Genomic DNA, 12,329 nt, shown 5'->3' with positions numbered 1-12,329 from the left:
GGGCTCAGAGCCCCAGCCGCCGGTACCTGTCGAGCCGCGCACCCAGCCGCTCCGCCGGCTCGCGGTCGAGCAGCCGGACGAGCTCGGCCTGCACGACCTGACCCACCCTGCGGCAGAACGCCTCCGGCTCGTCGGCCGCGTCCGGACGCTCGACGACGACCCGGTCGACCACGCCCGCCCGCAGCAGGTCGAGCGAGCGGACGCCCTGCGCGTCGGCCATCTGCGGGGCGTGCGCGGTGTCGCGGTGCACGATCGCCGACGCCCCCTCGGGCGGCAGCGGCGACAGCCAGCTGTGCTGGGCGGCGACGACCCGGTCGGCCGGCACCATCGCGAGCGCGCCCCCGCCCGTGCCCTGCCCCATCAGCAGCGACAGCGTCGGGGCGTCGAGGGTGACCAGATCGGCCAGGCAGCGGGCGATCTCGCCCGCCATGCCGCCCTCCTCGGCCTCCTTCGACAGCGCGGCACCCGGGGTGTCGATGACGGTGACGAGCGGCAGCCGCAGCTCGCGCGCCAGGTGCATGCCGCGCCGGGCCTCGCGCAGCGCCGCCGGCCCCATCGGCGCCGTCGCGGTCTGGCCGCGTCGGTCCTGGCCCAGCACCACGCACGGCACGTCGCCGAAGCGCGCCAGCGCCAGCAGCAGCCCGGGGTCGAGCTCGCCCGCGCCCGTGCCGTTCAGCGGTATGACGTCGCGGGCCGCGTAGCGCAGCAGCCGGCGGATGCCCGGACGCTCCTTGCGCCGCGAGGCGACGACCGACGTCCACGCCGGCACGTCGGGCACCTCCTCGTCCGGCAGGTCGTCGACCGGGGGCAGCCCGCGGCGCGGCGACATCAGCACGGTGAGCGCGCGGTCGAGCACGTCGGCCACCCGCTCCGGCGGCAGCACCGCGTCGACCAGGCCGTGGTCGAACAGGTTCTCGGACACCTGCACGCCGGACGGGAACTGCTGCCCGTGCAGCGCCTCGTAGACGCGCGGCCCGAGGAAGCCGATGAGGGCACCGGGCTCGGCCACCGTCACGTGGCCGAGCGAGCCCCACGAGGCGAGCACGCCGCCGGTCGTGGGGTTCCGCAGGTACACGAGATAGGGCAGGCCGGCCGCCTTGTGCGCCGCGATCGCCGCCGAGATCTTCACCATCTGCAGGAAGGCGACCGTCCCCTCCTGCATGCGGGTGCCGCCCGACACCGGGGCCGCGAGCAGCGGCAGCCCCTCCGCCGTCGCGCGCTCGACGGCGAGCACGAGCCGCTCGGCCGCCGCGCGTCCGATCGAGCCGGCGAGGAAACCGAACTCGCACGCCACGAAGGCGACCCGCCGTCCGCGCAGCCTCCCCTCGCCCGTCACCACGGACTCGTCGACCCCGGACCGCTCGGCGGCCGCGGCCAGCTCGGCCGCGTACGCCTCGGAGGTCTCGACGGCGACCGGCGGCGCGTCCCAGCGACGCACCGACCCGGTGTCGAGGACGAGGTCGAGCAGCTCGAGGGCGCCCAGGCGCGTGCCGGTGGCGGTGCTCACCCGCCCGCCAACCAGGCCCGGACGTCGGTGCCGTGCTGGTCGAGCAGCGGCGGCGGCGTGTGGTCGCGCGGGGTGGTCTCGGCGCCGTCGGCGGCGAAGAACCGCAGCGGCGGGCCGGGCAGGGTGATGCGGCCGAGGGTGGCGTGCTCGACGTCGACGAGCAGCCCCTGCGAGGCGGTCTGCTCCCACCCGTACACCTCGTCGAGCGCGCGCACCTTGCCCGCGGGGATCCCCAGCTCGGCGAGCCGCCCGAGCAGCGCCTCGGCGTCCCACTCGCGGAACGCCTCCTCGACCACGGCGACGGTCCGCTCGCGGTCCCGCACCCGCTCGGTGTTGCGCGCCAGGCCCTCGGCCGCGGGGTCGAGCCCGAACCCGGCGCAGAACCGCGCCCACAGGGCCTCGTTGCCGACCGAGATCTGCACGGCGCCGTCGCGGCAGCGGAACAGCCCGTACGGCGCGATCGACGGGTGGTGGTTGCCCTGGGCGCGACCGACCTCGCCGGCCACGGTCCACCGGGTGCCCTGGAACGCGTGCACGCCGACGATGCCCGCCAGCAGCGAGGTGCGCACCACCTGCCCCTGCCCGGTGCGCTCGCGCTCGAGCAGCGCCGCCAGGACACCGTACGCCCCCCACATGCCTGCCAGCAGGTCGCCGATCGGGACGCCGACCCGCTGCGGGTCGTCCGGTCCCCCGCCGGTCAGCGACATCAGACCCGCCTCGCCCTGGGCGATCTGGTCGTACCCCGGACGTCCCCCTTCGGGGCCGTCGTGCCCGAACCCGGTGATGCTCAGCAGCACCAGCCGCGGGTTCAGCTCCATCAACCGGTCGACGCCGAAGCCCAGCCGGTCGAGCACCCCGGTGCGGAAGTTCTCCAGCAGCACGTCGGCGCGGCGCACCAGCTGCTCGAGCACCTCGACGCCGTCGTCGCTCTTCAGGTCGAGCGCCACCGACTCCTTGTTGCGGTTGCAGGACAGGAAGTACGTCGACACCTCCCCGTCGTCGCCGACGAAGGGCGGCCCCCAGCCGCGGGTGTCGTCGCCGGTGCCGGGCGTCTCGACCTTGATCACCCGCGCCCCCAGGTCGCCCAGCATCATCCCCGCGTGCGGGCCCGCGAGCGCGCGGGTGAGGTCGACGACGACGGTGCCCGACAGCGGGCCGGTGCGAGCGGTCACCCGCGCATCCTGGCCCATCGGCGTGGCGCTCACAGCCAGCCCGGCACGACGAGCAGCAGCCAGGTGACGAGCGGCGCGACGACGACCAGCGACATGCCCCAGATCATCAGCTGGCGGAACACGGTGTCGCGCTGGCGCTCGTCGGCGTTGGCCACGCAGAGTGCGCCGTTGGTCGAGAACGGGCTGATGTCGACGACCGAGGAGGAGATCGCGAGCGCGATCACCATGCCGACCGCCCCGACCTGGCCGGTGAGCAGGAACGGCACCGCGAGCGGGATGAGCGCGCCGAGGATGCCGGTGGTCGACGCGAACGCCGAGACCACCGCTCCGATCAGGCAGATGAGCAGCGCGGCCAGCAGCGGTGCGCCGACACCGGCGACCTCGTCGCCCAGCCACTGCACGGTGCCCTGGTCCTGCAGGAGGGTGACGTAGGTGACGATGCCGCCGACGAGCAGCACCGTGCCCCAAGCGATCTTGTCGACCGCGCCCTTCGCGGACGACGGGAACACGAGGGTGAGGACGACGGCCACGGCGATCGCGGTGAAGCCCACGTCGAAGCCGAGGACGAGCGCCGACGTGGCGAGGAACGCCAGACCGACGAGCGTGAGCACGCGCTCGGGGTTGAGCCGCGAGTCGTCGTCGGTGTCGTCGTCGGCGTCGGCCGCGCCGCCGCGACGGCCCTTCTCCAGCGCGGACTCCGGGGTGCCGGTGACGCGTGCCCGGGTGGCGGCGCGGCTCGCGGCGCCGGCGGTGGCGCCCACCTCGGCGAGCGCCTCCTCGTCGCGGCCGCGCGCCACCAGGTCGCGCCCGCCGAACACGACGAAGGCGACCAGGGTGATGACGAAGCAGGCGAGCAGTGAGAGCCCCACCAGCAGCGCGGGGTTGCCGGGCAGGTCGTTGTCGGAGACCACGCCGTTGGTGATCGCGCCGAAGATGCCGACGGGCGAGAACGAGCCGCCGGTCGCGCCGAGCGTGACCGCCATGCCCATGAGCACCGGGTGGATGCGGTAGCGGGCGGCGAACCCCATCGCGACGGGCGCGACGATCGCCACGGTCGCCGGGGTCGCGGCGCCGATGCCGGCGATGACCGCGCAGATCGCGAACATCGCCCACGGCACCAGCGCGACCCGGCCCCGGACGGCGCGCACGCTCGCCTGCACCAGCCAGTCGACGGTGCCGTTGTTCTTGGCGAGGGCGAACAGGTACGTGACGCCGACGAGGATGACGAACAGCGAGCCCGGGAAGCCGGCGACCACCTCGTCGGGCCCCACGCCGAAGACGGTGACGCCCACGACGGCGGCCGCGGCGAGCGCCAGGGCGCCCATGTTGATGGACCGGACGGTGGCCACCAGGAAGACCAGGGCCAGCACGGCGAGCGCGATCACGTCCTGCACGGTGAGCTCCTTTGCTCGGTTCAGTGGCCTAGCCTCTTGGCCACCGGCCCACCTGTCAATACCCTGTCCCCGTGAGCGACGCCGCCGCGAGGGACCCGGGTGCACCCGCACCGCTGCAGCGCCCGCGCCTCTACGAGCAGCTCGCCGACCACATCGCCGACTTCATCGACGCCCAGGGCCTGGCCCCCGGCGACCGGCTGCCACCCGAGCGCCGGCTGGCCAAGGACCTCGGCGTCAGCCGCGCCACCCTCAGCCGCGCGCTGGTCGCGCTCGAGGTGCGCGGCCGGGTGGTGGTCCGGCACGGCGACGGCGCCGTGGTGCGCGACCCCGCGACGGCGGCGTCGCTGCCCGCCCTCGACGACGAGGACCTCCCCGCGCTGCAGCACGCGCGGCTCGCGACGATGGGCGCGCTCGCCCGCGACGCCGCCGCGCACCCGGACTCCGCGCTGCGGGCCGCGCTGCTCGGTGACGACGGCCGGGTGCGGACGCTCGAGGACGTCTGGTCGTGCGTGCTGCGGCTGGCCGGCGAGGACTCCCTGCTGGCCCGGCTCGACGCCGCCCTGGCCGCCCGCGCCGCCGCGCTCGATCCGGCGGCACCCCACCCCGACGACGTCGCCGACCTCGCGCGGGCCGTGCGCCGCGGCCGCGTGGACGACGTCGAGGAGGCCTGCGCCCGGGTCGTCGTGGGCGGCAGATAGCGTCCTCGCGTGACCCCGTACCTCGTCGGCATCGACGGCCGCGCGGGGACCGGGAAGACCACGCTGGCCGGCGTCCTGGCCAAGCACCTGGGGCGTGACGGCACCGACGTGGCCGTCGTCCACCTCGACGAGGTGTACCCGGGCTGGGACGGGCTCGCCGCCGCCGTCCCCGCCCTCGTCCGCGACGTGCTCGCACCCCTGCGCGCCGGACGCGCCGCGCGCTGGCGGCTGTGGGACTGGGCCGCCGACGCACCGGGCGGCTGGGCCGAGCGCGGCCCGGCGGCGGCTGTCGTGGTCGAGGGCGTCGGTGCCGGCGCGGCCGCGTGCCGCCCCCACCTCGACGACCTGCTCTGGCTCGAGGCCCCGGACGGCGACCGCTACGAGCGCGCGATCGCCCGCGACGGCGAGGTGTTCGCCCGCGAGTGGGACCGCTGGGCCGCCCAGGAGGACGCCTACCTGGCCGTCGACGACCCGGCGTCCGCCGCCGCCGTGGTGGTGCGCACGTGACCGGGGGGTTCGTCGGCCTCGGCACCGTGATCAACGTGGCCACCGTGGTGGTCGGCGCGCTGCTCGGCATGGCGGTCGGGCACCGGCTGCCCGAGCGGGTGCGCGCGGTCGTCACCGACGCGCTCGGCCTGGTCACGCTGCTCGTCGCCGGGCTGTCGGCGTGGGCGGTCACCGACCTGACCCTCGAGGGCGCGGTCGGACCCGGCGTCCCGGTGCTCGTCGTGCTGGGGTCGCTGCTCGTCGGCGGCATCGCCGGCTCGCTGCTGCGCATCGAGCAGCGGCTGGAGGGGCTCGCCGGCCGCATCCAGACCTGGGTCTCGCGCCGGTCCCGCGCCGAGGGCGGCACCGACCACGCCGCCCGCGAGCGGTTCGTCGAGGGCTGGCTCACCGCGTCCCTGCTGTTCTGCGTCGGTCCGCTGACCATCCTCGGGTCGCTGTCGGACGGGCTCGGCAACGGCATCGACCAGCTGGTGCTGAAGTCGACCCTGGACGGCTTCGCCGCGATCGCGTTCGCCTCCACCTTCGGTCTGGGCGTGCTGCTCTCCGCGGTGTCGGTGCTCGTCGTGCAGGGTTCGCTCACCGCGGTCGGCGCCGCGCTCGGCACGCTGCTGCCCGAGGCGCACGTCGCCGCCCTCACCGCCACCGGGGGCCTGCTGCTCGTCGGCGTCGCGTTCCGGCTGCTGCGGCTGCGCGAGATCCCGGTGGGCGACCTGCTCCCGGCGCTCCTGGTGGCGCCGCTCCTGACCCAGCTGGTGGTGGTGCTGCGATGAGGCTCCTCGGTCCCTACGGCCCCGTGCTGCGCACCCCGGGCGGTGCCGCGTTCTCCGGCGCCGGCCTGCTCGCCCGGATGCCGATCTCGATGACGGGCCTCGGCGCGGTGCTGCTGGTCTCGGCCGAGACCGGCCGCTACGGGCTGGCCGGCGTCACGGCCGGCGTCCTGGCGATGAGCTTCACCCTGGTCTCCCCCCTGGTGGCGCGGCTCGTCGACCGGCACGGCCAGGCCCGGGTGCTGCGGCCCGCGGTGCTGGTGTGGGCGGCGTCGGGGTCGGCGTTCGTGCTCGCCGTGCAGGCGGGCTGGCCCACCTGGACCTGGCTCGTGCTGGCCTTCCTGTTCGGCGCGAGCGGGCCGAACGTCGGCTCGCTGGTGCGCGCGCGGTGGGCGTCGGTGCTCGACGACCCCGGCCGCCGGCAGACCGCGTTCGCGTTCGAGTCGGTGGTCGACGAGGTCGTGTTCGTCACCGGTCCCCCGCTGGTCACGCTGCTGGCCACGAGCATCGCGCCGCAGGTCGGGCTCGCCACCGCCCTGGTGATCGGCGTCGTGGGCGGGCTGCTGCTGGCCGCGCTGCGCGGCACGGAGCCCGTGCCGGGCCATCGTGACGAGCACGGGTCGGCCACGGCCGTGCTGCGCGACCCCGGCCTGGTCGTCGTGGCGCTCACCTACGTGGCGATCGGCACCGTCTTCGGCGCGATGGACGTCGTGGTCGTCGGGTACGCCGAGGCCGTCGGCGCCAAGGAGCTGGCGGGCGTCGTGCTCGCCGTCTACGCGGCCGGCAGCCTGGTCGCCGGGCTCGTCTACGGCGCGGTGCGCTGGCCCGGCACCCTCGCCACCCGGTTCCTGGTCACCTGCAGCCTCTTCGGCGCCGCCGGGTTCGCGTTCCTGTTCGTCGACTCCCTGCTCGTGCTCGCCGTCCTCGCGTTCCTCGCCGGGCTGACGATCGCGCCCGTGCTGGTGTCCGGCATGTCGCTGGTCGAGTCGCGCGTGCCGCGCTCCTCGCTCACCGAGGGCCTGGCCTGGACGACGGCCGCGCTGACCCTCGGCGTCACCATCGGCGCCTCCGTCGGCGGGCACGCCATCGACACCTGGGGCGCGCGCGAGGCGTTCCGGGTGCAGACCGTCGCCGGGCTGGCGTCCGCCGTCCTGGCCGGCATCGGGTTCCTCGTCCTCCACAGGTCCACCAGCACGGGGGGCGCGCGATCGGCGAGGATCGACGCATGAGCACTCCGGGGGGACAGGGCTGGGGCGCGCCGTCGCCGCTCGCCGTGGGGCACGCCGTCGACGCCACGCGGCTGCACCGTCGGGGGCGGCTCCCCGTCGGGCTCTGGGTGGCGCTGGCGGCGCTGGTCGCCGCGACGGTGGTGGCCTGCGTCGTCCTCGTGCAGACGGTCGGGCCCCGCGACGACACCGACGCCCCGCTCGCACTCACCACCGAGGTGCTCGAGGCGGTCTCGGCCCGCGACGAGGACGCGCTCGAGGCACTCGTGGTCGAGGACGCCGAGCTGCCGTGGGCCCGACCCGACTCCGGCGTGTACCAGCCGCGGGCCACCGACCTCGTCGTCGGCGACGACGGTCTCGCCGAGGCGCTCGACCTCGACGTCACCTGGACGCCGCCCGAGCGCGACACCTCGGTCACCGACGAGGACGCCGAGGACGTCGTCCAGGACGTCCGCACGACCCTCACCTACGCCTACGACGTCGACGGCGAGCGCTTCACCAGCGCGGCCGACGTGCTGTTCCACTGGAGCGGCTGGGAGGACTCGCGCCGGGTGCCGTGGCGCCTGGAGTACGTCGTCGTCCCCGACCCCGACGGCTTCACCTCCACCTTCGACCCGACGCCGGTCACGGGCGAGGTCACCGAGCCGGGCGCCGCGCAGTTCGGTGTCGGCGTCTGCACCGCGAACTGGATCGCGATGACGCAGGCCTTCGACGTCTACGGCGGCCCCGACGCGTTCTCGTGCTTCCCCGACGGCAGCCCACCGGCCGCCGTCGACCCCGCCCTGGTCGCCGAGGCGGCGAGGCCGTACGAGCAGCGGCGGTTCGCGTTCGAGGCGCAGCAGACCCAGCTGACCCAGCTCGGGTGGTCCGACACGCTCCCGCTCTCGCAGTGGGTGCTCACCCTCGACGACCGCGACTACCTGGTCGCCGTGGCCCGGGTGGCCGACGGCTCCGGCCGCGTCGTCGCGGCCGTCCCGGCGGGTTGAGGGCCGGTCAGAGCCGGTCGACGTCGGCGCTCGTCGCGCCGCCCGCCAGCCGGGCGTAGCCGGGTCCGCGGTCGAAGAACGGCGCGTCGTCGTCGCGTTCGCCGCGCCGCCGGTCGCGCTCGGCGCCGGTCGCGTCCGCGTCGACGACGGGCTCGTCCTCGGTGCCGGTGACGACGACGCCGTAGTCGCGCAGCGCACCCTCCAGCGAGACCTTGCCCCAGCGGACGTCGCGCACGACCTCCTCGACCGGACGCTCGAGCGGGTCGCCCCAGCCGCCGCCCCCGGTCGTCCGGATGCGCACCACCTCGCCGGCGCGGACGGGCTCGGCGTCGGCCAGCGCGTCGACCTCGCGCTCGTGCGGGCCGCCGGGGTCGATCACCACCGAGAACGGCTGCCCGGCGAGGCCACCCTTCACGCCCCAGCAGGCCAGGATCGACCGGTCGGCGATCGACATGAAGTGGCCGTCACGCAGCATCCGCAGGTGCTTCTCGTAGCCGAGGCCGCCGCGGTAGCGGCCGGGCCCGCCCGAGTCGCACGCGAGGTGCAGCGCCTCGACCCGGAACGGGAATCGGCTCTCGGTGAACTCGGTCGGCAGGTTCCGCGAGTCGGGCACGACGTGGATGGTGTCCTCGCCGTCGGCGTAGTACCGCCCGCCCGAGCCGCCGCCGAGCACCTCGCGCATGAGGTACGGCTGGCCGTCGAGGTCCTCGCCGTAGACGCCGGTGTACCGGATGGTCTCCTGGTCGGCCGGCATCCGGCCGTCGACCGCCTTGGCGACCACACCGGCCAGGACGCCCAGCAGCCGCAGGATCACGAACGTGCGCGCGTTCGTCGGTGCCGGGAACACCGGCGTCAGCAGGGTGCCCTTCTCGGGGAACCGCATCTCCAGCAGCGGCAGCACGCCCTCGTTGACGTCGAGCTCGGCCATCCGCTCGGGCGAGTCCGCGAGGTTGCGCAGGATCGGCGCGAGCCACTTCGCCAGGAAGTTGCCGTCGGCGTAGTCGCCGCAGTGGTTGATCGGCCCCTTCGCCTGCGGCCCGGTGCCGGTGAAGTCGATGACCAGCCGCTCGCCGCCCTCGTCGTCCGCCGAGGTGCGCGTCAGCGTGATGCGCTGCGTGTGCAGCCGCGGCTCGTCGACGCCGTCGTGCTCGGCGTAGTCCTCCCAGACCCACTGCCCCACAGGGATCTTGGCCAGGATCTCGCGGCGGTAGGTCTCGGTCGTGGCATCCATCGCGGCGTCGAAGCAGGCCTCGACGGTCTCGACGCCGTAGCGGTCGAACAGCTCGCCGAGCCGGCGGGCGCCCATCAGGCAGGCCGAGCACTCGGCGTCGAGATCGGCGGCCAGGGAGTCGGGCATCCGGGAGTTGCGCGTCATGATCTTCAGCGCCGCCTCGTTCGGGACACCGGCGTCCCAGAGCCGGATCGGCGGGACCATCAGGCCCTCCTCGAACACCGACGTCGCGGTCGAGGGCATCGACCCCGGCACCGCTCCGCCGATGTCGTCGTGGTGCCCGAACGCCTGCACGAACGCCACGACCGACGGCTCGTCCGCCCCCTCGCGGGTCGCGAACACCGGCACCGTCACGCACAGGTCGGGCAGGTGCCCGATGCCGCCCTCGCTCTGGTACACGTCGTTGTGGAAGAACACGTCTCCCGGCCGCATCGTCTCGAGCGGGTAGTCGCGCGCGACCGGGTGCACCAGGGCGGAGTACGACCGCCCGGTGAGCTTGCGCAGGTGCCGGTCGTGGATGCCCGCGCGGAAGTCGTGCGCGTCGCGGATCATCGGCGAGCGCGACGTGCGCGCGATCGCCGTCTCGACCTCCATCTCGACGCTGGCGAGGTAGCCGGCGACGATCTCGACCAGCACCGGGTCGGGCGCCGGGGCGTCCACCGGCGTGAGCCGGTAGGGCTTCCCGGTCCTCGTGGTCACCTGCGGCTGGTTCACGAGCGCTCCTCCCGGGTGAGCAGGACGTTGCCGAAGCCGTCGACCTCGGCACGGAAGCCGGGGTGCACGGGGATCGTCGAGCCGAACTCCTCGATCACCGCGGGCCCCTCGACGACGTCGCCCGCCCCGAGCCGGTCGCGCCGGTAGAGCGCGGCCTGCGTCCACCCGTCGAAGAACGCGTCGCGCGTGCCGGTGCGGGCCGCCTCGGCGCCGGAACCGGCTGCCGTGGTGCGCAGCTCGGGCCGGCGGATCGGGCCGACGCCGGTGACCCGCAGGTTCACCCACTCGACGTGCTGGGTGGGGTCGGTCGCGAAGTCGTAGCCGTAGAGCGAGCGGTGCTCGGCGTGGAAGCGCGCGGCGGTCGCGTCGGCGAGGTCGGCGTCGAACGGGCCGTCCGGCAGGTCGACCCGCACCTCGAAGGCCTGGCCGAAGTAGCGCAGGTCGGCCGTGCGCTCGAACCGGCGCGCGTCGGAGTCGAAACCCTCTGCCGCCAGGGCGGTGTCGCCGTCCTCGGCGAGCTCGTCGAGGATGGACTGCACCTGGTCGTGCTCCAACCGGTCGTGCCGCCGCACGTGCGTGCGCACGTAGTCGTTGCGGACGTCGACGGTGAGCAGGCCGAACGCGGACAGGTTGCCCGGGTCGCGCGGCACCAGCACGCCGGCGAGCCCGAGCACGTCGACGAGCCGGCAGGCCAGCAACGACCCCGAGCCGCCGAACGTGACCAGGGTGAAGTCGCGGACGTCGAGGCCGCGCTTGACGCTGATCTGCCGCAGCGCGTTCGCCTGGTTCCACGCCGAGATCTCGAGGATCCCGGAGGCGCACTCCTCGACGCCCATGCCGAGCCGCTCCGCCAGCGCGGCGACGCCCTCGCCGGCCGCCTCGACGTCGAGCGGGATCTCGCCGCCGAGCAGGTGCGGCGGGATGCGACCGAGCAGCACGTGCGCGTCGGTGATGGTGGGCTCGGTGCCGCCCTTGCGGTAGCAGAGCGGACCGGGGTCGGCGCCGGCCGACTGGGGCCCGACGCGCAGCGTCCCCTCGGGGGTGACCCAGGCGATCGAGCCGCCGCCGGCACCGACGGTGACCACGTCGATCATCGGGATCTTCGACGGGTACGCGCCGACCGTGCCCTCCGTCGTCAGCGCGGGCCGGCCGTCGACGACGACCGTCACGTCGGTCGAGGTGCCGCCGCCGTCGCAGGTGAGCACCTTGTCGACGCCCGCCGCCTGCGCGACCAGCGCCGCCCCGAGCGCCCCGGCCGCAGGCCCGGACAGCACGGTGGTGATCGGCTGGTGCACCACCTCGGCGGCGGAGAGCACGCCGCCGTTCGACTTCATCACGTAGAACGGCACCTCGCGGGGCTCACCGCCGGTGGTGGCGTACTCGGCCAACCGGTGCGCGATGTTCCGCACGTAGCGGCGGATGTTCGGCTTCACCGCGGCGTCGACGAGCGTGGTGACCGACCGCTCGTACTCGCGGTACTCGCGCAGCACCTCGGAGGAGATGCTCACCGTGGCATCCGGGTGCACCTCGGCGAGCACGTCGCGCATCGCCTCCTCGTGCGAGGGGTCGACGTAGGAGTGCAGGAAGCAGACGCCGATCGTCCCGATGCCGCGGACGCGGAAGAACTCGGCGGCGGCGACCGCCTGGTCGCGGTCGAACGGCCGCACCTCGCTGCCGTCGACCGCGAGCCGGCCGCCGACGGTGCGCACCAGGTCGGCCGGGACGATGCGCGGCGGCTTCACCCAGAAGTAGCTGTTGCCGTAGCCGTCCGGCACCGACTGCCGGGCGATCTCGAGCACGTGCCGGTAGCCCTCGGTCGTGATGAACCCGAGGTCCTCGACCTTGCCCTCGAGCAGCTTGTTGGTCGCCACGGTGGTGCCGTGGCTGACCGCGCTGATCGCCTCGCCGCCCACCGGGGCCGCCTCGGACGACAGCAACCCCAGCACCTTGTCGATGCCCGCGAGGAACCCCTCGGCGGGGTCGCCCGGCGTCGACGGCGTCTTGGTCGTGACGACCGCGCCGGAGTCCTCGTCGACGGCCACGACGTCGGTGAAGGTGCCCCCCGTGTCGATGCCGATCCTGATCCTGCGCGCGCTCACGGACGTCGAGCCTGCCAGCACGCCCCAG

Annotated in this window: 10 protein-coding genes; 5 read left to right on the top strand and 5 right to left on the bottom strand. The window is 74.8% G+C overall.

From position 1 onward, the window contains the following. Positions 1-4 precede the first annotated feature (4 nt). The 3 genes from ACYVKY_RS14795 to ACYVKY_RS14785 are packed head-to-tail and all read right to left on the bottom strand — an operon-like array spanning position 5 to position 4,073. The gene (locus tag ACYVKY_RS14795; RefSeq protein WP_460435754.1) at positions 5-1,507 is read right to left on the bottom strand and encodes a carboxyl transferase domain-containing protein; all 1,503 of its coding nucleotides are present in this window, start codon (positions 1,505-1,507) and stop codon (positions 5-7) included. Continuing rightward, a complete protein-coding gene (locus ACYVKY_RS14790) occupies positions 1,504-2,697 on the bottom strand; it encodes a CaiB/BaiF CoA transferase family protein (RefSeq protein WP_460435777.1) in 1,194 nt (397 codons plus the stop codon). Before ACYVKY_RS14790 ends, ACYVKY_RS14795 begins: the two co-directional genes overlap by 4 nt. Positions 2,698-2,708: 11 nt before the next feature. After that, positions 2,709-4,073, bottom strand: a complete 1,365-nt coding sequence (locus ACYVKY_RS14785; protein WP_460435753.1) for an SLC13 family permease — start codon at positions 4,071-4,073, stop codon at positions 2,709-2,711. Between the two features lie 71 nt (positions 4,074-4,144). Here ACYVKY_RS14785 and ACYVKY_RS14780 point away from each other — a divergent pair, with 71 nt between their 5' ends. Genes ACYVKY_RS14780 through ACYVKY_RS14760 form a run of 5 tightly spaced genes read left to right on the top strand, consistent with a single transcriptional unit; the run spans position 4,145 to position 8,257 of the window. Beyond that, on the top strand, positions 4,145-4,771 hold the full coding sequence (locus ACYVKY_RS14780; protein ID WP_460435752.1) for a FadR/GntR family transcriptional regulator: 627 nt from the start codon (positions 4,145-4,147) through the stop codon (positions 4,769-4,771). 9 nt (positions 4,772-4,780) lie between these two features. Then, positions 4,781-5,278, top strand: coding sequence for a nucleoside/nucleotide kinase family protein (locus ACYVKY_RS14775; RefSeq protein WP_460435751.1), 498 nt, complete (start codon positions 4,781-4,783; stop codon positions 5,276-5,278). Further along, complete coding sequence (locus ACYVKY_RS14770; RefSeq protein ID WP_460435750.1) at positions 5,275-6,048, top strand: DUF554 domain-containing protein; 774 nt, start codon at positions 5,275-5,277, stop codon at positions 6,046-6,048. The genes ACYVKY_RS14775 and ACYVKY_RS14770 overlap by 4 nt, the downstream gene beginning before the upstream one ends. After that, positions 6,045-7,274 carry an MFS transporter gene (locus ACYVKY_RS14765; protein WP_460435749.1) on the top strand — a complete coding sequence of 410 codons (1,230 nt, stop codon included), beginning with the start codon at positions 6,045-6,047 and terminating at the stop codon, positions 7,272-7,274. The genes ACYVKY_RS14770 and ACYVKY_RS14765 overlap by 4 nt, the downstream gene beginning before the upstream one ends. Continuing rightward, complete coding sequence (locus ACYVKY_RS14760; RefSeq protein ID WP_460435748.1) at positions 7,271-8,257, top strand: hypothetical protein; 987 nt, start codon at positions 7,271-7,273, stop codon at positions 8,255-8,257. Before ACYVKY_RS14765 ends, ACYVKY_RS14760 begins: the two co-directional genes overlap by 4 nt. Positions 8,258-8,264: 7 nt before the next feature. On the opposite strand, the gene ACYVKY_RS14755 is transcribed toward ACYVKY_RS14760, so the two are convergent. Next, complete coding sequence (locus tag ACYVKY_RS14755) at positions 8,265-10,202, bottom strand: hydantoinase B/oxoprolinase family protein (RefSeq protein WP_460435747.1); 1,938 nt, start codon at positions 10,200-10,202, stop codon at positions 8,265-8,267. Beyond that, positions 10,199-12,301: a hydantoinase/oxoprolinase family protein gene (locus ACYVKY_RS14750; protein WP_460435746.1), complete on the bottom strand. Its 2,103-nt coding sequence runs from the start codon at positions 12,299-12,301 to the stop codon at positions 10,199-10,201. The genes ACYVKY_RS14755 and ACYVKY_RS14750 overlap by 4 nt, the downstream gene beginning before the upstream one ends. Positions 12,302-12,329: the final 28 nt, after the last annotated feature.

The sequence above is a fragment of the Angustibacter speluncae genome (genome assembly GCF_054777815.1).
This window is presented reverse-complemented; position numbering and strand designations above follow the sequence as displayed.

What these genes read in the sequence shown, in the direction of transcription:
- ACYVKY_RS14790 (WP_460435777.1), bottom strand. Translation starts at nt 2,697, where the DNA reads ATGGGCCAGGATGCGCGGGTGACCGCTCGCACCGGCCCGCTGTCGGGC.
- ACYVKY_RS14765 (WP_460435749.1), top strand. Translation starts at nt 6,045, where the DNA reads ATGAGGCTCCTCGGTCCCTACGGCCCCGTGCTGCGCACCCCGGGCGGT.
- ACYVKY_RS14760 (WP_460435748.1), top strand. Translation starts at nt 7,271, where the DNA reads ATGAGCACTCCGGGGGGACAGGGCTGGGGCGCGCCGTCGCCGCTCGCC.